This is a genomic window from Actinospica sp., from assembly GCF_035552695.1.
Classification (GTDB): Bacteria; Actinomycetota; Actinomycetes; order Streptomycetales; family Catenulisporaceae; genus Actinospica.
In genome coordinates, this window is record NZ_DASZKT010000224.1 from 1 (window position 1) to 23,872 (window position 23,872).

The 23,872-nt window shown below is 69.7% G+C and carries 18 protein-coding genes; 12 read left to right on the plus strand and 6 right to left on the minus strand.

Features of this window, described 5'->3' with window-relative positions; all coding sequences use genetic code 11:
- Window positions 1–80 precede the first annotated feature (80 nt).
- Window positions 81–1,946 (minus strand): translational GTPase TypA, encoded by a 1,866-nt coding sequence (gene typA, locus VG296_RS25560; RefSeq protein ID WP_325569948.1) that lies wholly within the window; start codon window positions 1,944–1,946, stop codon window positions 81–83.
- Between the two features lie 234 nt (window positions 1,947–2,180).
- On the opposite strand from typA, the gene VG296_RS25565 reads away from it, so the two are divergent.
- The 5 genes from VG296_RS25565 (at window position 2,181) to VG296_RS25585 (ending at window position 7,392) form a co-directional block, all read left to right on the plus strand.
- Window positions 2,181–3,320 (plus strand): hypothetical protein, encoded by a 1,140-nt coding sequence (locus VG296_RS25565; protein WP_325569950.1) that lies wholly within the window; start codon window positions 2,181–2,183, stop codon window positions 3,318–3,320.
- A gap of 168 nt (window positions 3,321–3,488) precedes the next feature.
- Window positions 3,489–4,301: a hypothetical protein gene (locus tag VG296_RS25570; protein WP_325569952.1), complete on the plus strand. Its 813-nt coding sequence runs from the start codon at window positions 3,489–3,491 to the stop codon at window positions 4,299–4,301.
- 16 nt (window positions 4,302–4,317) lie between these two features.
- Window positions 4,318–6,216, plus strand: coding sequence for a fumarate reductase/succinate dehydrogenase flavoprotein subunit (locus VG296_RS25575; protein ID WP_325569954.1), 1,899 nt, complete (start codon window positions 4,318–4,320; stop codon window positions 6,214–6,216).
- Window positions 6,213–6,965 (plus strand): succinate dehydrogenase/fumarate reductase iron-sulfur subunit, encoded by a 753-nt coding sequence (locus tag VG296_RS25580; RefSeq protein WP_325569956.1) that lies wholly within the window; start codon window positions 6,213–6,215, stop codon window positions 6,963–6,965. The genes VG296_RS25575 and VG296_RS25580 overlap by 4 nt, the downstream gene beginning before the upstream one ends.
- 112 nt (window positions 6,966–7,077) lie before the next feature.
- Complete coding sequence (locus VG296_RS25585; protein ID WP_325569958.1) at window positions 7,078–7,392, plus strand: hypothetical protein; 315 nt, start codon at window positions 7,078–7,080, stop codon at window positions 7,390–7,392.
- A 2-nt stretch (window positions 7,393–7,394) separates the two neighbouring features.
- Here VG296_RS25585 and VG296_RS25590 read toward each other — a convergent pair whose 3' ends face one another.
- Window positions 7,395–7,916: a DinB family protein gene (locus VG296_RS25590; protein WP_325569960.1), complete on the minus strand. Its 522-nt coding sequence runs from the start codon at window positions 7,914–7,916 to the stop codon at window positions 7,395–7,397.
- A 100-nt stretch (window positions 7,917–8,016) separates the two neighbouring features.
- Here VG296_RS25590 and pepN point away from each other — a divergent pair, with 100 nt between their 5' ends.
- The 3 genes from pepN to VG296_RS25605 all read left to right on the plus strand — a co-directional run bounded on the left by pepN (window position 8,017) and on the right by VG296_RS25605 (window position 13,307).
- Window positions 8,017–10,530, plus strand: a complete 2,514-nt coding sequence (pepN, locus tag VG296_RS25595) for an aminopeptidase N (protein WP_325569962.1) — start codon at window positions 8,017–8,019, stop codon at window positions 10,528–10,530.
- 130 nt (window positions 10,531–10,660) lie between these two features.
- The gene (locus tag VG296_RS25600; RefSeq protein WP_325569964.1) at window positions 10,661–11,731 is read left to right on the plus strand and encodes a phospholipase D-like domain-containing protein; all 1,071 of its coding nucleotides are present in this window, start codon (window positions 10,661–10,663) and stop codon (window positions 11,729–11,731) included.
- Between the two features lie 139 nt (window positions 11,732–11,870).
- The gene (locus VG296_RS25605) at window positions 11,871–13,307 is read left to right on the plus strand and encodes a purine-cytosine permease family protein (protein WP_325569966.1); all 1,437 of its coding nucleotides are present in this window, start codon (window positions 11,871–11,873) and stop codon (window positions 13,305–13,307) included.
- On the opposite strand, the gene VG296_RS25610 is transcribed toward VG296_RS25605, so the two are convergent.
- Complete coding sequence (locus tag VG296_RS25610) at window positions 13,289–13,963, minus strand: hypothetical protein (RefSeq protein WP_325569968.1); 675 nt, start codon at window positions 13,961–13,963, stop codon at window positions 13,289–13,291. The genes VG296_RS25605 and VG296_RS25610 overlap by 19 nt on opposite strands.
- A gap of 165 nt (window positions 13,964–14,128) precedes the next feature.
- Here VG296_RS25610 and VG296_RS25615 point away from each other — a divergent pair, with 165 nt between their 5' ends.
- The 3 genes from VG296_RS25615 to VG296_RS25625 all read left to right on the plus strand — a co-directional run bounded on the left by VG296_RS25615 (window position 14,129) and on the right by VG296_RS25625 (window position 17,041).
- On the plus strand, window positions 14,129–15,070 hold the full coding sequence (locus VG296_RS25615; protein WP_325569970.1) for a sucrase ferredoxin: 942 nt from the start codon (window positions 14,129–14,131) through the stop codon (window positions 15,068–15,070).
- A gap of 70 nt (window positions 15,071–15,140) precedes the next feature.
- Window positions 15,141–16,361, plus strand: a complete 1,221-nt coding sequence (locus VG296_RS25620) for a sensor histidine kinase (RefSeq protein WP_325569972.1) — start codon at window positions 15,141–15,143, stop codon at window positions 16,359–16,361.
- An 11-nt stretch (window positions 16,362–16,372) separates the two neighbouring features.
- Window positions 16,373–17,041 carry a response regulator transcription factor gene (locus VG296_RS25625; protein WP_325569974.1) on the plus strand — a complete coding sequence of 223 codons (669 nt, stop codon included), beginning with the start codon at window positions 16,373–16,375 and terminating at the stop codon, window positions 17,039–17,041.
- Between the two features lie 24 nt (window positions 17,042–17,065).
- Here the strand turns inward: VG296_RS25625 and VG296_RS25630 are convergent, their stop codons facing one another.
- The gene (locus VG296_RS25630) at window positions 17,066–19,141 is read right to left on the minus strand and encodes a DNA topoisomerase IV subunit B (protein WP_325569978.1); all 2,076 of its coding nucleotides are present in this window, start codon (window positions 19,139–19,141) and stop codon (window positions 17,066–17,068) included.
- Window positions 19,142–19,464: 323 nt separating this feature from the next.
- On the opposite strand from VG296_RS25630, the gene VG296_RS25635 reads away from it, so the two are divergent.
- Entirely contained in the window at window positions 19,465–19,674 is a 210-nt protein-coding gene (locus VG296_RS25635) for a DUF7455 domain-containing protein (RefSeq protein ID WP_325569980.1), read from the plus strand.
- Window positions 19,675–19,816: 142 nt separating this feature from the next.
- Here the strand turns inward: VG296_RS25635 and VG296_RS25640 are convergent, their stop codons facing one another.
- Together VG296_RS25640 and VG296_RS25645 are read right to left on the minus strand one after the other, a co-directional pair.
- On the minus strand, window positions 19,817–21,466 hold the full coding sequence (locus VG296_RS25640) for an RNA polymerase sigma factor (protein ID WP_414641134.1): 1,650 nt from the start codon (window positions 21,464–21,466) through the stop codon (window positions 19,817–19,819).
- A 438-nt stretch (window positions 21,467–21,904) separates the two neighbouring features.
- Entirely contained in the window at window positions 21,905–23,722 is a 1,818-nt protein-coding gene (locus tag VG296_RS25645) for a SpoIIE family protein phosphatase (RefSeq protein ID WP_325569983.1), read from the minus strand.
- Window positions 23,723–23,872 lie beyond the last annotated feature (150 nt).

Consider the following 23,872-nt stretch of genomic DNA (forward strand, 5'->3'; position numbering starts at 1 on the left):
CGTCGGCCCCGAACGGAACCTTCCGATCGGGGGCCGACGCCGTTACGTGTCAGTTGTCGCGAATCAGTCGCGGTCGCGCTTCAGTTGCCGTGCTTGGCGCGGGCCGCGGAACGCCCGCGGGTCGACGCGTCCAGCACGACCTTGCGGATGCGCACGTTCTGCGGGGTGATCTCCACGCACTCGTCCTCGCGGCAGAACTCCAGCGCCAGCTCCAGCGAGAGCTTGCGCGGCGGGATCAGCGTCTCGGTGACGTCCGCGTTGGAGGAGCGCATGTTCGTGAGCTTCTTCTCCTTGGTGATGTTGACGTCCATGTCGTCGGCGCGCGAGTTCTCGCCGACGATCATGCCCTCGTACACCTCGGTGGTCGGCTCGACGAACAGCGTGCCGCGCTCCTGCAGGTTCGTCATCGCGAACGGGGTCACCGCGCCGGCCCGGTCCGCGACCAGCGAGCCGGAGGCGCGGGTGCGCAGCTCGCCGTACCACGGCTCGTAGCCCTCGAAGTTGGTGTTGGCGATGCCGGTGCCGCGGGTGTCGGTGAGGAACTCGGTGCGGAAGCCGATCAGGCCGCGCGAGGGGACCAGGAACTCCATCCGGATCCAGCCGGTGCCGTGGTTGGACATCGACTCCATCCGTCCCTTGCGGACCGCGAGCAGCTGGGTGATGACGCCCAGGTACTCCTCCGGGCAGTCCACGGTGAGCCGCTCGACCGGCTCGTGCGTCTTGCCGTCGATCTCCTTCTTGACCACCTGCGGCTTGCCGACGGTCAGCTCGTAGCCCTCGCGGCGCATCTGCTCGACCAGGATGGCCAGCGCCAGCTCGCCGCGGCCCTGCACCTCCCAGGTGTCCGGGCGCTCGGTCGGCAGCACCTTGATGGAGACGTTGCCGACGATCTCCTTCTCGAGCCGGTCCTTGACCATCCGCGCGGTGACCTTCGAGCCCTTCTCCCGACCGACCAGCGGCGAGGTGTTGGTGCCGATGGTCATCGAGATCGCCGGGTCGTCGACGTGGATCAGCGGCAGCGGCCGCGGGTCCTCGGGGTCGGCCAGCGTCTCGCCGATCATGATCTCCGGGATGCCGGCGATCGCGCAGATGTCGCCGGGCCCTGCCAGCTCGGCGGGCTTGCGCTCCAGCGCGTCGGTCATCAGCAGCTCGGTGATCTTCACCCGCTCGACGGTGCCGTCCCGCTTGATCCAGGCCACCTGCTGGCCCTTGCGGATCTCGCCCTGCATGACCCGGCACAGCGCGATCCGGCCGAGGAAGGGGGAGGCGTCCAGGTTCGTCACGTGCGCCTGCAGCGGGGCGCCCTCGGCGTAGGTGGGCGCCGGGATGGTGCTCAGGATCGTGTCGAACAGCGGCAGCAGGTCCGAGCTGTCCGGGGAGGAGCCGTTCTCCGGCTTCTCCAGCGAGGCCTTGCCGTCCCGGCCGGAGGCGTACACGATCGGGAAGTCGATCTGGTCCGCGGTCGCGTCGAGGTCCATGAACAGCTCGTAGGTCTCGTCGATGACCTCGGCGATCCGCGCGTCCGGCCGGTCGGTCTTGTTGATGACCAGAATGACCGGCATCTTCGCGGTCAGCGCCTTGCGCAGCACGAACCGGGTCTGCGGCAGCGGGCCCTCCGAGGCGTCCACCAGCAGCACCACGCCGTCCACCATGGACAGGCCGCGCTCGACCTCGCCGCCGAAGTCGGCGTGGCCCGGCGTGTCGATGATGTTGATGACGGTGTCGGTGCCGTGCTCGGGGTCGCGGAAGTGCACCGCCGTGTTCTTGGCGAGGATCGTGATGCCCTTCTCCCGCTCCAGGTCGTTCGAGTCCATCACGCGGTCGTCCACGTGCTGGTTCTCGCGGAACGCGCCGGACTGCTTGAGCATCGCGTCGACCAGCGTGGTCTTGCCGTGGTCGACGTGCGCCACGATGGCCACGTTGCGGATGTCGTTACGCGTAGGCATGCCGGTAGCGTCGCTTTCGAGTCGGGAGACTGCTGGAAAAGGGGGAGGTGCCTCGCGGCCGGGGCTCCATTGCCCCCTGCGCTGCGCCGCTAAGACACAGCACAGGCACTTTGTCCATGGTACGGGCAAAATCCGGGACACGCCGACCGCGTGTCCTTCCTCGGGGTACCCGGCGCACATAACATGAGGCCGCCTTCGCAGGGACGAATGGCGAACACGCGGGGAAGGCGGCGCATGGCGGGAGCGGGCTGGATACCGGAGACCTACCTCGGCCTGGCGCTGGGGTTCGCGATATTGCTGCTCGATCCGCTGCTCGAACTCCTGCTGGCCCGCGGCCTCGGCGCGCGGGTGACGAGCGTCGAGTGGGGTTTCGGTCCCGTGCTGCGACGGCTGCCAGGCCCCCGCCGCGTCACCGAGATCCGCATGCTCCCGATCCGCTTCCAGGCGAAATACCTGCCGCGGCAGGAGCGCTACGCGCGGGACAAGCGCCTGCTGATCAGCTCGGGCCTGGTCTCGCCGCTGCTCCTCGTCGCCGTCCTCGCCGCCTTCGCACCCGGCTGGACCACGCTCGCGGCGCTGGCGTTCGTGCTCGTCTGCGTGCTGATTCGCGCGCTCGCGAAGGAGAAGTACACCCGCCGACGGGTCATCATGCGGGCCGTGCGCAGGACGACGCCGAAGCTCGACGCGGAGCTGTCCGAGCCGCGCTTCCCCGTCTTCGCGCACTGTTATGACGCCGTGTTCTACGGTGACTTCGCCACCGCCGAGGCGCTGCTGCCGACGGTGCACGCGAATCAATGGCCGGTGGACGGATCCAAACTCGTCGCCGAGGCGCTGCTCTCGGCCCGCGGCGAATACGACGAGGCCGTCTCGGTCGTCGCGGACTTCGACGAGAGCAAGCGTCTGCTGGCCGATCTGGAGTTGGTCCACCTGGCACTGCTCGTCGCCGAGGCGCGTCCGGAAACCACCGAGCAGGCCGTGCTGCTGACGGGTGCGTACCTGCGTCAGCAGACGCACGTCGCCGACAGTGACGGATTCGCCGCGATGCTCGCGCTCTTCCGGCTGGAGACCGGGAACCTGCCGAACGCCCGCGGCTGCATGGAACGCTTCCTCGCGGGCGTGAGCACCCCCCTGGAGGTCGCCGACGCGCTCTGCACCCGAGCCAGGATCGAGGCCGCCGCCGGCCGGGTGGACATCGCCGCGCGCACCCTGCGCGAGGCGCACGCCTTCGCCCCCTGGTACGCGCGGATCGCGATCGTCCGCGAGCGCCTGGGGATCTCCGCCGTCCATCGGGAGCGCCCGATGGATTCGCCTCAACCCACTGATCCGACCGCGCTCGACACGCTCGACGATCCGTGGGCCGTACCCCGCCGCTAGCTGCCGTTTTCCAAGATCCGAGGAGCCGGTTCGACATGTGATGTTGGTCACCCGCCACTACCGCGAGTGATGATCCCGTTTGGATCTGAAGATCACTCCACTAGAGTGCAGTGCGCCGACGACACATAGCCGCCCGGCTCCTTCACAGCTGCAGGAGCTTCCACAAGCATGAGCACCGGTACCGTATCGAAATCGACACCGCCCGCGCGGTCGAGAGCGGAGATCGAGCAGCCCACGCTGCGCACCGACCGCTACTGGGTCGCGCCGCTGGTGACGTTCGTCATCTTCCTCGCGTTCATCGCGTACGCGACGTTCCGCGCGTTCCAGAACGAGTACTACTTCTCCTCCCCGTACGTCTCCCCGTTCTACTCGCCGTGCATCTCCACCAACTGCACGCCGATGCCGGGCGCCGGCGAGGTGCATTTCATCGGCTCGTGGTGGGGCCTGTCCCCCGCGCTGCTGATCCTGATCTTCCCGCTGGGCTTCCGGATGACGTGCTACTACTACCGGAAGGCCTACTACCGGGCGTTCTGGCAGTCCCCGCCGGCCTGCGCGGTCGCCGAGCCGCACGGCAAGTACTCCGGCGAGACGCGCTTCCCGCTGCTGCTGCAGAACTCGCACCGGTACTTCTTCGTCGCCGCCTCCCTCTTCAACATCATCCTGACCTGGGACGCGATCCTCGGCTTCCGCAACGCCCAGGGCGAGTGGGGCCACATGGGCCTCGGCACGCTCGTGCTGCTGACGAACGCGGGCCTGCTGTGGGCGTACACGGCGTCCTGCCACAGCTGCAGGCACATCATGGGCGGCCGGCTCAAGCACTTCTCCAAGCACCCGGTGCGCTACAAGGCCTGGACGATCGTCTCGAAGCTCAACACCCGGCACATGCAGCTCGCCTGGGCGTCGCTGTTCGGCGTCGCGCTGACCGACCTGTACGTGTGGCTGGTGTCCTCGGGCGTGTTCTCCGACCCGAAGTTCTTCTAGGAGGGTCGTAAGGGATATGGCCACTGAGATTCTCACCTACGAGTACGACGTCGTCGTGATCGGCGCCGGCGGCGCGGGACTGCGTGCCGCGATCGAGGCGCGGGCGAACGGCAAGTCGGTCGCGATCATCTGCAAGTCGCTGTTCGGCAAGGCGCACACGGTCATGGCCGAGGGCGGCGCCGCGGCGGCGATGGGCAACGTCAACGCGCACGACAACTGGATGGTGCACTTCCGCGACACCATGCGCGGCGGGAAGTTCCTGAACAACCCGCGGATGGCCGAACTTCACGCCAAGGAGGCCCCGGACCGCGTCTGGGAGCTCGAGGAGTGGGGCGCGCTGTTCGACCGCACCAAGGACGGCAAGATCTCCCAGCGCAACTTCGGCGGGCACGAGTACCCGCGGCTCGCGCACGTGGGCGACCGGACCGGCCTGGAGCTGATCAGGACCCTGCAGCAGGCGGTGGTGTCCTTCCAGCAGAAGGACCTGAAGGAGCACGGCGACTACGACGCCCGGATCAAGGTTTTCGCCGAGCACACCGTCACCCGGCTGCTCAAGGACGGCGACCGGATCGCCGGCGCGTTCGGCTACCGGCGCGAGGACGGCCAGTTCGTGCTGTTCAAGGCGCCCGCCGTGGTCCTGGCGACCGGCGGCATCGGCAAGACCTTCAAGGTGACCTCGAACTCCTGGGAGTACACCGGCGACGGTCACGCGCTGGCGCTGCTGGCCGGCGCGACGCTGATCAACATGGAGTGCATCCAGTTCCACCCGACCGGCATGGTCTGGCCGCCCTCGGTCAAGGGCATCCTGGTCACCGAGTCGGTGCGCGGCGACGGCGGGGTGCTGCGCAACTCCGAGGGCAAGCGCTTCATGTTCGACTACGTCCCCGACGTCTTCCGGAAGCAGTACGCGGAGACGGAGGAGGAGGCGGACCGCTGGTACACGGACGCGGACAACAACCGGCGTCCCCCGGAACTGCTGCCGCGCGACGAGGTCGCCCGCTCCATCAACTCCGAGGTGAAGGCGGGCCGGGGCACGCCGCACGGCGGCGTGTTCCTGGACATCGCGTCCCGGCTGCCGGCCGAGGAGGTCCGCAAGCGGCTGCCGTCCATGTACCACCAGTTCAAGGAGCTGGCGGACGTGGACATCACCGCGGAGCCGATGGAAGTCGGCCCGACCTGCCACTACGTGATGGGCGGCGTCGAGGTCGACCCGGACACCGCCGCGTCGATCGTGCCCGGCCTGTTCGCGGCCGGCGAGGTCGCGGGCGGCATGCACGGCTCGAACCGCCTCGGCGGCAACTCGCTGTCCGACCTGCTGGTCTTCGGCCGCCGCGCGGGACTCGGCGCGGCGCGGTACGTGGACTCGCTCGCCGCGGACGCCCGTCCCGAGATCTCCGACGAGGACGTGCAGACCTCCCGCGCCGAGGCGCTGGCCCCGCTGGCGCACGAGGGCGGCGAGAACCCGTACACCGTGCACGCGGAGCTGCAGCAGACGATGAACGACCTCGTCGGCATCATCCGCCGCGAGCAGGAGGTCGAGTCGGCGATCGAGAAGCTCGGCGAGTTCCGCGAGCGCCGCGAGATCCTGTCCGCCCCGGGCAGCCGCACGTTCAACCCCGGCTGGCACCTGTCCGTGGACCTTCGCAACATGCTGCTGGTCGCCGACTGCGTGGCCAAGGCGGCGCTGGAGCGGCAGGAGTCGCGCGGCGGGCACACCCGCGAGGACTACCCGGCGATGTCCGCCGAGTGGCGCAAGATCAACCTCGTGTGCTCGCTGGACGACAAGGGCCTGGCGAAGCTCGACCGCAAGCCGGTCCCGACGATCCGCAAGGATCTGCTCGAACTGTTCGAGCTCTCGGAGCTGCAGAAGTACATGACCGACGAGGAGCTCGAAGGCCTGGAGGGTGCCAAGTGAGCTACAAGGGCAAGTTCAAGGTCTGGCGCGGCGACGCGGGCAAGGGCGACCTGGCGGACTACGACGTCGAGGTCAACGAGGGCGAGGTCGTCCTCGACATCATCCACCGGCTCCAGGCGACGCAGGCCCCTGACATGGCGGTTCGCTGGAACTGCAAGGCGGGCAAGTGCGGTTCCTGCTCGGCCGAGGTGAACGGCGTGCCCCGGCTGATGTGCATGACCCGGATGTCCACGTTCACCGAGGAGGAGACGATCACCGTCACCCCGCTGCGCACCTTCCCGGTGATCCGCGACCTGGTGACGGACGTGTCGTTCAACTACACGAAGGCCCGCGAGGTGGCCTCCTTCGAGCCGCCCGAGGGCCTCAAGCCCGGCGAGTACCGCATGCAGCAGGTGGACGTCGAGCGCTCGCAGGAGTTCCGGAAGTGCATCGAGTGCTTCCTGTGCCAGAACACCTGCCACGCGGTGCGCGACCACGAGGACAACAAGGAGCACTTCGCCGGCCCCCGGTTCCTCATGCGCGTCGCCGAGCTCGACATGCACCCGCTGGACTCGCGCGAGCGGCGCGACGAGGCGCAGGAGGACCACGGCCTCGGCTTGTGCAACATCACGAAGTGCTGCACCGAGGTGTGCCCCGAGCACATCAAGATCACCGACAACGCGCTGATCCCGATGAAGGAGCGCGTCGTCGACCGGAAGTACGACCCGCTGGTCTGGCTCGGCAACAAGATCTCGCGCCGCAAGGCGTAGTGCGTCGGGCGTCAGGCTCAGAGCACCCAAGCAAGCAGGTAAGTAAGAATTCGCATTTCCCAGTGGCCCGCCGGCAACCGGTGGGCCACTATGGTTTCGGGGAGGCGTGGCCATGTCGTGGGGCGAGGACGAAGCGCAACGCCGGCACCTCACCGACCATCTCAAGTCGGACGTCGAGGCGATGGCGAAGCTCGTCGAGCAGATCCCCGAGGTGGAGTCGCCCGGCGAGAATCCGGCGCTGGATCCGCGCCAGGACGGGCCCAGTGCCCGCGCCACGAACGAGGCGGGCTTCCGCGTGCTGGAGAAGTGGCTCATGGAGGTCGACCCGGTCAAGCAGTGGGGCGGGCTGACGCGGGTGACGACGCCGGAGGGGCTGGCTCTTTACCTGTGCCGGGATCACGCGGCGCCGTATAGCCGCGAGAGATAGGACTATTCGCCGACCTCGCCGTCGACGGACTCGCGCAGCAGGTCGGCGTGGCCGTTGTGCCGCGCGTACTCCTCGACCATGTGGATCAGGATCCACCGGGCCGAGACGCGCTCCCCCGTATCGGCCCGGGTGAAGACGGCGCCGAGATCTTCGGTGCCCGCGACGACGGCCCGAGAGCTCACGATCTCGGCACGCCAGCGCTCGTACGCGGCGACGCCGGTGTCGGAGTCGAGATCGTTCCACTCCTCGTCGGGATCATCCGTTCGGGCGTACATCTCCGCCTCGAACCGCTCGCCCGCCCACACCTCGCGGAACCAGAACCGCTCGACGAGGGCGAGGTGACGCAGCAGGCCGAGCAGGGTGGCGTTGGACGAAGGCACCGCGTGGGTCCGCAGCTGCCCGTCGGCGAGGCGGCTGCACTTCCAGTCCAGCGTGTCCCGCTGAAAATCGAGGAAGCCGGTGAGCAGCACGCGCTCGTCGGTGGCCTCCAGCGGCGCCTCGGTACGGGTTCGGGACTCTTCCATGCCTCCACGTTAATGACGACCACCGACAACCACCGCCGACAGGCGCGTGGCAGGATGGGCCGGAACGCTCTCCTCGCAGGCGAAGGAGCCTAGGAACCAGATGCCAGGCAAGAACTTGACCAGGGACGAAGCGGCTCGCCGCGCGGAGCTGGTGCACGTCTCCTCCTACCGGGTCTCGCTCGATCTGGGCAACGCCAACGATCCGCGGGCGCGGACCTTCGGCTCCACCAGCACGATCGAGTTCTCCTGCGCCGAGCCGGAGGCGTCCACGTTCCTCGACCTGATCGCGCCGTCGGTCCGGGCCGTGACGCTGAACGGGAAGGAGCTGGATCCGAGCGAGGTGTTCGCGGACAGCCGGATCCAGCTGACCGGGCTGGGGGCGGAGAACCAGGTCACCGTCGTGGCGGACTGCGCCTACAGCCGCACCGGCGAGGGGCTGCACCGCTTCGCCGATCCCGCCGACGGCCGCGTGTACCTCTACACGCAGTTCGAGCCCGCCGACGCACGCCGGCTCTACGCGAATTTCGAGCAGCCCGACCTCAAGGCCTCCTTCACCTTCGACGTGAAGGCTCCGGCCGGCTGGTACATCGCGAGCAACTCGGCGCCCGCAAAGCGCGCGCCGGTCGTGGACGGCGTGGCGCACTGGACCTTCCTGCCCACGCGGCGCATCTCGACCTACATCACCGCCGTCGTCGCAGGGCCCTACCACGTCGCGAGCGATCACTACACCCGCGAGCTGGCCGACGGGACGACGCTGGAGATCCCGCTCAACACGCTGTGCCGCGCCTCGCTCGCCGACCACTTCGACGCCGACGCGATCTTCGACGTCACCAAGCGCGGCCTCGACTTCTTCCACGAGAGGTTCGACTACCCGTACCCGTTCGGCAAGTACGACCAGGCCTTCGTGCCCGAATACAACCTCGGTGCGATGGAGAACCCGGGCTGCGTGACGTTCACCGAGAACTTCGTCTTCCGGTCCAAGCAGACCGACCAGGCGTACGAGTCGCGCGCCAACGTGATCCTGCACGAGATGGCGCACATGTGGTTCGGCGACCTCGTGACGATGCGCTGGTGGGACGACCTGTGGCTCAAGGAGTCCTTCGCCGACTTCATGGGCTCGTACGGCTCGGTCGGCGCGACACGCTGGCGCAACGCCTGGGTCTCCTTCGCCAACCGCCGCAAGGCCTGGGCGTACCGCCAGGATCAGCTGCCGTCCACGCACCCGATCGTGGCGACCATCAACGACCTCGAAGACGCCAAGCTCAACTTCGACGGCATCACGTACGCGAAGGGCGCTTCGGTGCTCAAGCAGCTCGTGGCGTACGTCGGCGAGGACGCGTTCCTGGAGGGCTCGCGGAGCTACTTCCAGCGGCACGCGTTCGGCAACACGACGCTCGCCGACCTGCTGAGCGCGCTGGAGGAGACCTCCGGGCGCGACCTGTCCGCCTGGTCCAAGGCCTGGCTGGAGACCAGCGGCGTCAATAGCCTGACCCTCTCCGACGGAGCCGTTCACCAGGACGGGACCCTGCGCCCGCACCGGATCGCGGTCGGCGCGTACGAACTGGGCGACGCGGGCGTGGCGCGGGTCACCCGGGCCGAGCTGGACCTGGAGGGCGAAAGCGCGGCGGTCCCCGAGGACATCGACACGGCCGCGTTCGTGCTCGTGAACGACGACGATCTGTCCTACTGCAAGGTCGTGCTCAACGCGAGCCAGCTCGACTTCGCGTACGAGCACCTGTCCACGTTCACCGATCCGATGCCGCGTTCGCTGATCTGGTCCTCGTTGTGGAACATGACGCGCGACGGCGTGCTGCCCGGCCGGCGCTTCCTGGACTTCGTGAACCGCCACGCGGCGTCCGAATCCGAGGTGGGCGTGCTCGACAACGTCCTCGGACAGGCGGAATTCGTACTCGCCTTCTACCTGGGCGACGAGAACCGGGCCGCCGCGCTCGAATCCGTGGGCACGATGGCCAAGCGTGAGCTGCGCGCGGCGGCCCCCGCGTCCGACAAGCAGCTGGCCTGGGCCCGGTTCTACGCGAAGGCGGCCCACCGCCCCGTGGATCTCGACCACCTGGCCGCGCTGCTCGACGGCACGGCCGAGCTCGAGGGCCTGACCGTGGACGCCGACCTGCGCTGGGACCTCCTGCTCGGACTCGCGAGTGCGGGCGCGGCGGACCAGGCGCGCATCGACGCCGAGTTGTCCCGCGACCAGACCGCCTCAGGCCACCGCAACCACGCCGGCTGCCTGGCCGCACGTCCGCTGCCGCGGGCCAAGTCCGAGGTCTGGCACACCATCATGGCCCCCGGCGACCAGCCCAAGGACCTCCTGCGCGCGCTGCTCAACGGCTTCAACCAGCCCGGCCAGGCAGAGCTGCTCACCCAGTACGCCGAGCCGTACTTCGAATCCCTGGACCAGATCTGGCACGAGCGAACCATCGAGAACGCCTCAACCATCGTGTCCGGCGCGTTCCCCGAGCTCCTCGTCGACGAGCACACGCTCACCCTGGCCGACACCTGGCTCGCCGGCCGGCACGCCCCAGCCCTCCGCCGCCTGGTCTCCGAGGCCCGCGACGACCTCGCCCGTGCGCTGCGCGCGCGGGGAGTAGCGGAGTAGCGGCAGGGCGTCCGGACCCCGCCCTCCCCCGTCGACAACTGTTTACCGACCCTTGGTGGCCTCGTATCGTCAAACCCTGATGTCCTGATCTGTTCGGGCCAAGGCGGCCCGAAGACTCAGGAGGGTCATCATGCGTCGCAAGCACACGCTGGCTGCCACCGCGGTCGCCGGGATTCTGACCGTGGCGCTCGGCACGTCGGCGGCTCAGGCCGAGGTGGCCGCGGACTGCGGACCGGGCGGGCCGGGCGAGTTCGCGAACCACACGCTGCTCGTCTTCCCGGGCTCGCACCAGCCGATCTACGACTTCGTGAACTCGGCGAAGCGGAGCATCGACCTGACCATGTACGAGCTCGACGACACGACGATGGAGGCCGACCTGATCGCGGCCGTGCAGCGCGGCGTGGATGTGCGGGTGATCCTGGACGGCCGGGTCGGACCGGGCAGCAAGTACTACCAGCCGGGCTACGACAAGCTCAAGGCGGGCGGCGTGAACGTGGTCTGGTCGAACCCGGCCTACTACTTCACCCACCAGAAGACCCTCACGGTGGACGACCGCGAGTCGCTCGTCATGACCGGCAACCTGGACTCGTACTACTACAACTCGGACCGGGACTACGCGCTGTTCGACGCGAACCCGCTGGACGTGCGCGCGATCGGGCAGACCTTCGACGCGGACTTCGCGGACCAGGCGGTCACGCCGAGCGCGGGCAGCGGCGACCTGGTGTGGTCGCCGACCACCTCCGAGGACCGGATCCTGGACGTGATCAACGGCGCGCACCGCACGCTGCTGGTCGAGCAGGAGGAGATGTACGACACCGACGTGATCAATGCCCTGATCGCGGCGGCCCAGCGCGGCGTGCAGGTGAAGCTGGCCATCATCGAGGAGTGCGACCTGTACCCGTACCTGAACCAACTGCTGGCCGCGGGCGTGCAGATCAGCCTGAACAACACGAGCACGGACACCCTCTACTCGCACGCCAAGGTGTTCGTGGCCGACTACGGACAGTGGGACGAGCGGGCCGAGGTCGGCTCGATCAACATCTCGAACACCTCGCTGAACGAGAACCGCGAGCTCGGCGTGATCCTCGACGCCTTCGGGCCGCGCAACCAGCAGGTGCTCGACACCCTGGACAGCGTCATCACGGGCGACTTCAATGACGGCCAGACGTACGTGGCCACCACGGACCCGAGCTGCGGCTGATCCGTCAGGGCACGAACATGAGGGCCGGTGTCAGCGCTGCCAGCGATACCACAGTGAGATAACCGGGAAATACAACGTTAACAACCGGCCCTTACCGTCCACCTTGACTGCCCACCCAGAGATCGCGGAGGACCCCGGCATGACCAGCACCGAGGCACAGGCGGCGCACATACCCGAGGTACGCGAGGGCGATTACGGTACCAAGGTTGCCGCCGTCGAGCCGGGCGGAGCCGAGTTCATCCCGCTCGACGAACGGCACGGCCGCCCGCTCAACCTGTTCTGGACCTGGACCTCCCCCAACTTCGAGTTCGCGACGGTGTTCGTCGGCGCGCTGCCGCTGCTGTTCTTCGGCGAGTCCTTCACCCAGGCCGCGCTGGCGATCATCCTCGGCACCGGCCTCGGCTCGCTGGCCATGGCCGCCCTCTCCGCGCGCGGCCCGGAACACGGCGTGCCGCAGATGATCCTTTCCCGCGTCTCCTTCGGCCGCTTCGGAAACATCCTGCCCGCCGGAATCAACGCGCTGGTCGCGGGCGTCGGCTGGTTCGCGGTGAACTCGGTCAGCGGCACGCTCGCGCTCTCCGCGCTGACCGGCTGGGCCGAGGTGCCCTGCCTGCTCCTGATCACGGTGGCGCAGATCGCCATCGCGTTCTTCGGGCACAACCTGGTGCACGTCTTCGAGCGCCTCGCGTTCCCGCTGCTCGCGCTGGTCTTCACGGCCGTCTCGGTGATCCTGCTCGCGGAGAGCCACCCGTCCGCGGCCGGCGGGGGCGGCGGCATGGGCGGCTTCCTGCTGACCCTCGGCGCCACCTTCGGCTACGCGGCCGGCTGGAACCCGTACGCCGCGGACTACACCCGGTACCTGAAGCGGGACGTGAACAAGAGGGCGGTCGGCCTGTGGGCGGGCCTCGGCGTGTTCGTCTCCTGCGTGCTGCTGGAGCTCGCGGGCACCGCCGCCGCGACGCTGACCGTGCCGAACGGGCTGTGGGACGCGGACCCGACGCAGGCCTTCATCACGCACATCACCCCGTGGCTCGGCGACGTCACGCTGGTGTGCATCGCGATCGGCGCGGTCTGCGCCAACGCGCTGAACGTCTACTCCGGCGCGATGTCGTTCATGGCGCTGGGCATCAAGATCCCGCTCACCGCGCGGCGTGCCCTGGTGGCGCTGGTCTTCGGCGTCGCGGGCTTCTTCCTCGCCTGGTCCGGACTGAGCGACGCGGGCACGAAGTACAACAACTTCCTGCTGGTCATCGCGTACTGGATCGGTCCGTGGCTCGGCGTGTACTTCACCGACCAGCTGCTGCGCCGCGGCCAGGACGTGGACGGCCTGCTGTTCAGCAAGAGCCACAAGCCGGTCGCGGGCGTGCTGGCGATGGCCGCGGCCATGGCCGTGTCCATCCCGCTGTTCTCGGCCCAGACCGACTTCGCCGGCTACCTGGCCAAGCGGCACCCCAGCCTCGGCGACCTGACCTTCGAGGTCGGGTTCGTGCTGGCCGCACTGTTCTACTGGCTGCTGTTCAGCTACCTGCCGCGGTCGCTGGGCCGCGGGGACGCGACTCAGAGCTCGGTCGGGTAGCCCTCGCGGCCGACGATGCCGCGGTGGTCGTAAGGATGCTCCAGCTCGGGGCGATGGTGTTCGGAGCCGAAGGTCTGGCCGATGAACACCCTCGTACCCGGGCTTTCCTTACGCAGCTTGCGCACCAGCGCGTGCATCGCGGCATTGCGCTGGCCGCTGATCCGCGTGGTACGGGCCAGCCATGCGGGGAACGTCAGCACCTCGCCGACGTCGTGTATCGCCGCGTTGGCCACGCGCTTGACCCGGCCGTCCGGCTCGCCGACCGGCCAGTGCTCGCCGAGCTTCAGGCCCTCGAACTCATCGGCGCCGAGCACGGTCATCCTCAGCTCGGATCCGTCGTCCGCCACGACCGTCAGCCGCCCGGCACGCGCCCACACCTGGGCCGTGACCGGCAGCATCCGGCGGTCGCCGTCGACGGTGTGCACGATCAGCGGGCTGCTGCCGCTCCCCGCCTCCAACGCCACGACACGGTGGTCGAGCACGGCCGGGGCGCCGAGCTCGGCGGCCGCACGCTGCCGGGACTGCTCGGCGTGCCCGGTCTGCTCAGCGTGCTCGGTCCGCTCAGCGTGCTCGGCATGGCTGTCCATCTCGGCGGTGACGGTCGCGGTCTTCGGCGACGGCGCCGGGTGCACGGGATCGACATTGAAGGAGGTCATATCGCCTCGCCCTCCTGGACGGTCCCCCCGAAAACGGTTGGATACCTTCATTGTGCTCCGCAACCGGCAAAACGCCACTGCGTACAGGGCACTCGCCCGCGCTCCCCGGGCACTCGCCGGGCTCCCGCCAGCGCCGCACGTGCCGGGCGCCCTAGGCTGGGAACCATGCCGCTCAGCCACGCCGCCGGACCCGCCCCGACCTCCTGCAGCGCCGCCTCGGCCCGGCTCGGCGAACCGCTGGCCGGGACCGCGCCGGTCGCGGGCCGCTGGCTGGCGATCGAGCAGCCCGGACCGTGGGGCGGACGCGCGCTGACCGAATCGCACTTCCCGCACGAGCTCGGGCACGCGCTCAACCGCAGGGCGGAGGCGGCCGGCGTGCGCATCGCGCTGATCAGGCGGCCCGGGCACCACGCGGAGCACGATCCGCTGGCCCCGCGCCGCGTGTTCCTGGCGGACACGAGGCCGGGCCGGAGCACGCTGTGGTCCTGGTCCACCTCCGACCCGGCCACGCTGCTCGACCTGGACTTCGACGTGCCGGGCAAGCCCGTGAACGAGGGCGGTCCGCCGCTGCTGGTCTGCACGAACGCCAGGCGCGACACGTGCTGCGCGCTGTCCGGACGGGCGCTGGCCGGCTGGCTGGCCGAGGACGCGGCGACGGACGGCGGCTCGATCTGGGAATCCGACCACCTGGGTGGCCACCGCTTCGCACCGACGGCCGTCGTACTGCCGACCGGGTACGTCTACGGCCGCCTGGACGGTCCGTCCGCGCGCGGGATCCTGCGCGAAGCGGCGGCCGGTCGCAGTGGCGGACCGCTGTGCCGCGGGCGTTCGACCTGGTCACGGCCGGGGCAGGCGGCCGAGTTGGCGCTGCGTGCCGAGTTGCAGGAGTACGCCGCGGACGCGGTCGTCGTGCTCGGCGAGCGCCTGCTGGACCCGGTGCCGGACGGCCCCAGCCGTCGCCACGAGGTCATCCTCGACGCCGGCGGCCACCGTTTCCGGGCAGTCCTGGCCGAGAGCCCGGCCGCCGAGCCGCGCCCCGAGTCCTGTGGCAAGGCCTTCGGCAACCCGCTCGAGCTGCGGCTGATCAGCCTGGAGAAGGACTGCTGACGTCCGAGGTCCGCGGCAATTCCCCCGCGCGGGGGAGGCTCATCGCCGCGGTCTGGGCGAGGATCGGCACATGACCTTCCAGCCCATCCCGCTGTCCGGACGCGCGCGGGAGGTTGTGGCCAGGGCCAACCGCGTCGTCCCGGCGCTGCTGGTGGACCTGCTCGTCACCGCGGTCGCCGAGGCCGGCGTGCTCTGGGGCGTGGCGGCCTCTCAGCAGTACAACGGCCATCCGTGGTCCTGGTGGGTCTGGGCCTGGGCCCTGCCGCTGCCGCTCGCGCTGCTCTGGCGGCGCTCGGCGCCGTTCGCGGTGTTCTGGATCACCGGGCTCGGCACGCTGCTCCTCTCGGTCTTCGCGAACCTGGCGATCACCTGGAACCACAGCTGCGAGTTCATGCTGCTGGTCGCGATGGCCACGGTCGCCTACTACCGCGACGGCTGGCGCTTCTGGCTGCCCGCGGCCTGCTCGGTCGGGGCCGACTTCGTCTTCGTCGCCCACCAGGGAATCGGCCGCACGATGGTCTCGACGCTCGTCACCGCGATGGCGTTCGTCGCCGGGCGGCTGGCCGCGCAGCAGCGGGACCTCGCGCGGCTGATGGCGGACCGCGTGCACGAGGCCGAGCTGGCCGTCCAGGCACGCACGGCGCAGGCGGCGGCCGAGGAGCGGACCCGGATCGCCCGCGACATGCACGACATCCTGGCGCACGCCGTCAGCCTGATGATCGTGCAGGCGGAGGCCGGCGCGGCGGTGCTGCACCAGGACGCGAAGAAGGCTGAGACGGCCTTCGACGCGATCGCCGACGGCGGCCGGGACGCGCTGACCCAGCTGCGCCGGATGCTCGGCGTGCTGCGCGAGGACGACACGCTCGCGCTCAGCCCGCAGCCGAAGATCGGCGAACTGCCCAGGCTGGTGGAGACCGTGCGGACGACCAGGATCGATGTGCGCATGGTCGTGGTCGGCGACCCGCGCCGACTGCCGCCGGACACCGAGGTGGCCGTCTACCGGACTGCGCAGGAGGCGCTGACGAACATGGTCAAGCATTCCCGCGCGGACCGTGCCGAGCTGCGCCTGGACTGGACGCCGGAGGCGCTGACGTTGCGCATGACCGACGACGGGATCGGCCCGCGCGCGGGCGCGACGGACTCCGGCCGGGGCCTGATCGGTATCAGGGAACGGATCACGTCCTGCGGCGGGACCGTGCACACCGGGGCTGGCCCCGACGGACGCGGATTCCAGCTGCTCGTGCGGATTCCGGCGGCAGCGGAAGAGCACGCCCCGCGCACCCGACACTAGGATTCAGGCATATGGGGATACGGGTGGTGGTGGCCGACGACCAGGAGCTCGTCCGCGCGGGGTTCGCGATGATCCTGGACGCCCAGCCGGACTTCGACGTGGTCGCGGAGGCCTCGGACGGCGCGGAGGCACTCGCCGCGGTCGAGCGGAGCAACGCGGACATCGCGCTGCTCGACGTGCGCATGCCGACGATGGACGGCCTCGAGGCGGCCCGCCGGATCTGCGCACGCGGCGGCACGCGCGTCATCATGCTGACCACGTTCGACATCGACGACTACGTCTACTCGGCGCTGCAGGCGGGGGCGAGCGGCTTCCTGCTCAAGGACGTGCGCCGGGACGACCTCGTGCACGCGGTCCGCGTCGTGCACGGCGGTGCGGCGCTGCTCGCGCCGAGCGTCACCCGGCGGCTGATCGAGCAGTTCGCCCGCCGCCCGGAGCGCACGGCCGTCGCGCTGACCCCGGATCCCGCGCTCGGCCAGCTGACCACGCGCGAACTGGAGACGCTGAAGCTGCTCGCGCGCGGGTTGTCGAACGCTGAGATCGCGGCCGATTTCGTGGTCAGCGAGCACACGGTCAAGACGCACGTCGGCAACGTGCTCGCCAAACTGCATCTGCGAGACCGGATCCACGCTGTGGTCTACGCATACGAGTCGGGGCTCGTACACGTAGGCCAGCAGTAGCGAACGCCTTACGCGTCGATCGGCCTACGCGTCGATCCGCGAGCGGTCGAGCAGCGCGGCCGAGTTCACGATGTACTCCTTGCGCGGCGCCACATCCGAGCCCATCAGCAGATCGAAGACCCGGTCGGCGGCCTCGGCGTCGGCGAGCGTGATCCGGCGCAGCATCCGGTGCCGCGGGTCCATCGTGGTCTCGGCGAGCTGGTCGGCGTCCATCTCGCCGAGGCCCTTGTACCGCTGCACCGGGTCCTTCATCTTCTTGCCGCGCTTGATCAGATCCGCGGTGACGTTCTTGATCTCCTGATCGGTGTACGTGTAGATGTACTCGTTCTTCGCCCGGCCCTGGCCGATGACCTCGACGCGGTGCAGCGGTGGCACGGCCGCGAAGACCCGGCCCGCCTCGACCAGCGGCCGCATGTAGCGGAAGAACAGCGTCAGCAGCAGCGTGCGGATGTGGGAGCCGTCCACGTCCGCGTCGGCCATCATGATGACCCGGCCGTAGCGCGCCGCGTCCACATCGAAGGACCGGCCGGTGCCCGCGCCGAGCACCTGGATGATCGCGGCGCACTCGGCGTTCTTGAGCATGTCCGCGACCGAGGACTTCTGCACGTTGAGGATCTTGCCGCGGATCGGCAGCAGCGCCTGGAACTCCGAGTCCCTGGCCAGCTTCGCCGTGCCAAGCGCCGAGTCCCCCTCGACGATGAACAGCTCGGAGCGCTCCACGTCGTCCGAGCGGCAGTCGGCGAGCTTGGCCGGCAGCGCGGAGGTCTCCAGCGCGTTCTTCCGGCGCTGCGTCTCCTTGTGCTGGCGCGCGGCGATCCGGGTCCTGGCGGCGGCGACGATCTTCTCGAGCACCGTGCGGGCCTGCGGCTTGCGATTCTTGTCGGTGGCCGTCAGGAAGGCCTTGAGCTGGTCGGAGACCACGTTCGTGACGATCCGGGCGGCCGCGGGGGTGCCGAGCACCTCCTTGGTCTGGCCCTCGAACTGCGGCTCGGCCAGCCGCACCGTGACGACGGCCGTGAAACCTTCGAGGATGTCGTCCTTGGTGACCGGGTCGTCGTTCACCCGCAGCAGCTTCACCGCGCGCAACTGGTCGTTGACCGTCTTGACCAGGGCGCGCTCGAAGCCGGTGACGTGTGTGCCGCCCTTGGGCGTGATGATGATGTTGACGAAGCTCTTGACCGTCGTGTCGTACTCGGTGCCCCAGCGCATCGCGACGTCCACCTCGAGCGTGCGCAGCACGTCGGTGGGCAGCATGTGCCCGGACTCGTCGAGCACCGGCACCGTCTCGGTGAAGGTTCCCGAGCCGACCAGCCGCAGCGTGTCGGTCACCGGCCGGTCCTTGGCCAGGTACTCGCAGAACTCGGAGATGCCGCCGGCGTAGTGGAAGGTCTCGACGGTCGGCTCCTCGCCGCGCTCGTCGTGCACCTCGATCGTCAGGCCCGGCACCAGGAACGCCGTCTGCCGGGCCCGGCCGTACAGCTCCTCGAGCGAGATCTGCGCGTCCTTGAGGAAGATCTGCCGATCCGCCCAGTAGCGGACCCGGGTGCCGGTGATCCCGGCATCGGCCTTCTTCGCCGAGCGGCGGGACTTGTCCAGGCCGCTGCGCGGCTCGAAGCCCGCCGTGGGGCCCTCCCCGTCGAAGACGCCGGGCACGCCGCGGCGGAAGGACATCGAGTACGTCGAGCCGTCCCGGTCCACCTCCACGTCCAGCCGGGCGGAGAGCGCGTTGACCACCGAGGCGCCCACACCGTGCAGGCCGCCGGAGGCCGCGTAGGAGCCGCCGCCGAACTTGCCGCCGGCGTGCAGCTTGGTCATCACGACCTCGACGCCGGACAGGCCGGTCTTCGGCTCCACGTCCACCGGGATGCCGCGCGCGTGGTCGTTCACCGCCACCGAGCCGTCCGCGTGCAGGTAGACCTCGATGTGGTCACCGTGCCCGCCGAGCGCCTCGTCCACCGCGTTGTCGATGATCTCCCACACGCAGTGCATCAGGCCGCGGCTGTCGGTGGAACCGATGTACATGCCGGGCCGCTTGCGTACCGCCTCAAGACCCTCCAGCACCAGCAGGTGCCGAGCGGTGTACTCGGGACTCGCGGCCACATCGTCCTCCCTCTTGGGGCTCTCGCCTCGCTCGTTCGTCCGCTGCGCACGCGGACGTGCCGCTGCCAGCGTAGCGGCTGCCTCGGACAGCTCCGCACCCGCAAGGGTACCGACTCCGCTGTCGGCAAGCTGTCCGATATGCCATACAGTCCGCAATCAACATATAAACCCTCAGTGACGCGCCCCGGATGTTGAGCGTTTCGGCGTACGCCCACAGCGAACGTGACGGATTTGTGCCGCCTGGAGGGGGCATCCTGGAGTCACCGGATGCTTTGATGTTGATCCGGGTAGCAATACCGCCGACGTACCAAGAAGGAGCTGACGTGACCGCAGTCCTCACTCCCACGGCCGAACCCCTGACCGCGCTCGACCGCTGCGACCGCTGTGGCGCCCAGGCGTACATCCGCGTCACGCTCAACTCCGGTGGAGAGCTCCTGTTCTGCGCGCACCACGGCAAGAAGTACGAGGAGAGCCTCCGTACCATCGCCGCGGACATCCAGGACGAGACGGAAAAGCTCACCGAGGCCAAGTGACACGGTAGGCCGGAGGCCCAGTGCGCTGGGCCGCGGCCGAGTGCCGTCAGGCCGGACAATGCCGCCCGGATCAGGCTTAGACAGTTGGACAGGAAACCGCCCCGCGACCCTTCGGTCGCGGGGCGGTTTCCTTGCCGGTGGCCTAGTCCAGGTAGTCGCGAAGAACCTGCGAGCGCGAGGGGTGGCGCAGCTTGGACATGGTCTTCGACTCGATCTGCCGGATCCGCTCCCGGGTCACGCCGTAGACCTTGCCGATCTCGTCCAGCGTCTTCGGCTGGCCGTCGGTCAGGCCGAAGCGCATCGAGACCACGCCGGCCTCGCGCTCGGAGAGCGTGTCGAGGACCGAGTGCAGCTGCTCCTGGAGCAGGGTGAAGGAGACCGCGTCGGCCGGCACGACCGCCTCGGAGTCCTCGATCAGGTCGCCGAACTCGCTGTCGCCGTCCTCGCCCAGCGGGGTGTGCAGGGAGATCGGCTCGCGGCCGTACTTCTGCACCTCGATGACCTTCTCCGGGGTCATGTCGAGTTCCTTGGCCAGCTCCTCCGGGGTGGGCTCGCGCCCGAGGTCCTGGAGCATCTGGCGCTGCACGCGGGCGAGCTTGTTGATGACCTCGACCATGTGCACCGGAATGCGGATGGTGCGGGCCTGGTCGGCCATCGCGCGGGTGATCGCCTGCCGGATCCACCAGGTCGCGTACGTGGAGAACTTGTAGCCCTTGGTGTAGTCGAACTTCTCCACCGCGCGGATCAGGCCCAGGTTGCCCTCCTGGATCAGGTCCAGGAAGAGCATGCCGCGGCCGGTGTACCGCTTGGCCAGCGAGACCACCAGGCGGAGGTTGGCCTCCAGCAGGTGGTTCTTGGCCCGGCGGCCGTCCTCGGCGATGATCTCCAGCTCGTTGCGGAAACGCGGGTCCATCTGGTCGCCGGAGTTCAGCTTCTCCTCGGCGAACAGGCCGGCCTCGATCCGCTTGGCGAGCTCGACCTCCTGCTCGGCGTTGAGCAGCGGGACCTTGCCGATCTGCTTGAGGTAGTCCTTGACCGGGTCCGCGGTGGCGCCGGCGGAGGCGACCTGCTGGGCCGGGGCGTCGTCCTCGTCGTCATCCGACAGGACGAAGCCCTCCTCCTTGTCCTCTTCCTCCTTGGCGGCGCCCTTGGCCTCGTCGGCCTCCGGCTCCTCGACTGCCTCGACCAGCTCGTCGGCGGCGATCTCGAGATCCTCGATCTCGACCTCCTCGCCCTCGGCGAGCTCCGCGGGCTCACCCTCGCCGTCCTTCGAGGTCTGCTTCGCCCCGGTGGTCTTGGCGGCGGTGGCGGACTTGGCGGCGGTCTTCTTGGCGGCCGTCTTGCGCGCCGGGGCCTTGGCCGGAGCCTCGCCCTCGGCCGCGGGGGCGGCGGTCTTGGCGGCCGCGGGCTTGGCCGCGGTCTTCTTGGCCGGCGCCTTCTTGGCGGGGGCCGGCGTGGCCTCCTCCTCGGGCGCGGCTTCGGCGGACTTGTGCACCGTGCTGGTCGCGGTGCGGCTGGCCGAGGTGGCGGCGGCCACCTGCTTACGCGGCTTGCCCCGGCCGATGGGCGCGGCGGCGTCGCCGACCACGGCGACCGAGACGCCCTTCTCGATCAGCGCGCGCACGACCTTCTTCAGGTCGCTTTCCGGCACCTTGGCGCCCTCGCAGGCGCGGCGCACGTCGTCGCTGGACACGGCTTGGTCCTGGGACTTGGCCAATAGAGACTGGACCGCGAGGGCCACCGGCGTGGTGGCCGCGGCCTCGTCTACGGTCACAGAGGAAGGAGCCGACACTCACATACCCTTCGGAACGGTGCTCACATGTGAACTGCATCTGCCGCGCTGGACAAAGCTCTGGCTATGGCGGACCCGCCGGGATTCCACGCCCCCGACAACGGATTCGCGGCCTGTGGCGCGATCGGGTCGTATCGTCGTGGTTACACCTATGGACAGCGTCCATCGGGCCCCGCGTATTCCCCTCGGCTTCGCCGAGCGGTCACGTCCGCCTTATGTCGTGCCTGGTGTGAATCATCCGCCGGCCGCGGCTTCGGTGCGCCGGACCGCCACCGCGGTCATCCCGTCACCGTGCCGCCGTTCACCGCTTCGCAAACGCAGGTCACGCACTCGGAAAAAGAGTCTAGCAGTGCTTGCGGTGTCAATGCGCCGCGGGGGTACGATCCAGGCCGATTTTCCCGTCCCGGGACGGGTGGGGGCCTGGTGCGCATCCGTCGCTCAGCCACCGATCCTGACCGCGAGCAGGGTGACGTCGTCGTCCTGCTCCTGGTCCCTGAGCATCTCGTCGACGAGGTGGTCGAGCAGGGTCTCGAGATCGTCGCGGGGCGCGCTCTCCGCGGCCAGCCGCAGCCGCTCCAGGCCGTCGGTGATCGCCGCGTCCCTGGTCTCCACCAGGCCGTCGGAGAAGCCGATCACCACGTCGCCCGGCCTGAGCAAGACCTCGTGATCGAACCGCTCCTCGCTCAGGCCGAGCGGGGTGGCCGCCTCGTCCTCCTCGGTCTCCAGGTAGCTCGCGCCGCCGTCGGCCTGACGGACCAGCAGCGGCAGGTGCCCGGCGTCCGAGATGCTCAGCGCCCGCCTCCTGCGGTCGAGCACCGCGTACACGACGGTGGTGAGCGACTCGGCGTTCTCGGTGGCGTCGAAGAGCCGGTCGAGACCGGTGAGCACCACGTGCGGGGCCGGGTCGGTGAAGGCGAGGGCGCGCAGCGCGGCGCGCACCCGGCCCATTCCGGCCGCCGCGGTGATGCCCTTGCCGATCACGTCGCCGACGACCATGCCGATCCGGCCGTCGGTGAACTCGAACAGGTCGTACCAGTCGCCGCCGACCTCGGTGTCCAGCGAACCGGGGATGTAGCGGAAGGCCGCGTCCACGCCGTCGAGCTGCGGCAGCCGCTTGGGCAGGATGGCCTCCTGCAGCGAGACCACCTGCCGGTGTTCGCGTTCGTGCATCCGGGCGCGGGCGACGGCCATGGTGCACTGCCCGGCGAGGGCCTGCAGGTAGGCGCGGTCGTCCTCGTCGAAGCCGCGCGGCGCGTCGTACGCCAGGTAGAGGCCGCCGACCGGGCCGACGGCGGTGGACAGCGGCAGCACCGCCCAGGCCTGCTCCGCCGGGCCCGGCGCGGTGGCCGCGACCCACTCCCCCGCCTCCGGGTAGCGGGCACGCAGCGCGGCGCGGTCGGTCAGGTAGCAGGGCTGGCCGTCGCGCACCGCGGCGGCGAGCAGGGCGGGCCAGGCGAGCGTGCGCCACTCCCAGCGGTCCTCCTCGACGGCGGTGCGCGGCGAGGAGCGCTGCGGCGGGACGACCGGCGCCGAAGGCCTGCCCGGACGCGGCGGTGCCGCCTCGTCAGGCTCGAGGCGGCGTGCGGGTCGCACCGGCGCCGAAGGCCTGCCCGGATGATGCGGGCTCGCCTCGCCGGAGTCCAGGTCTCGTGCGGGCCGCACCGGCGAGGGCCACGGCGAGCGGCCGACCGGGTCGAGCAGCCGCAGGTCGACGTGCGAGGACCCGGTGACCTGGCCGAGCTTGGCGACGGCGGCACGCACCTCGCTGATGGTCAGCGCGCCGGCGAGCTCGCGGGCCACGGTCTGCAGCTTGCCGATCCGCCACTGCGTGGAGCCGAGCAGGTCGGCGATGCGGTGCCGGTCGGTCACGTCGTTGACCACGGCCAGCACCGCGAGCGCCTCGCCGTCCGGGCCGGCCACCGGCGTCCAGCAGGAGTCGAGGTAGCGCACGCCGCTCCAGTCCCCGCGGCTGAGCCGCTGCTCCGGCTCCCGATACGGCTTGCCGTCGGCCAGGACGCGCGCGGCGGCCGCCTCGATCTTTCCGCCGACCTCGGGCCCGAGCACCTCGCTCGGCAGCATCCCGATATGCGCCTCGGGCGGCAGCCCATTGAGATCGGCGAGCATCTGACTGATCGTCAGATAGCGGCGATCGGCCCCATAGCAGGCGAAGGCGAGCGAACCGGCCGAAAGGGCGTCGAGCAGGGGTTGCAGCAGCAAAGGCGCGACCGCCGCCCGCCGCGCCGGATCGTGACCCACCTGCCGTCTCCCGCCGCTGTCCGTGCCCCCGAATCACCTCTGAGCTTAGCCGTGACCGAGGACTTACGCCGGGTAATTGCCGGAACAATCCCCGGGAGGAGGGATCTGACGCCGGCTCAGCCGCCTTTGCAGAGTTTTGTCATACGAGCG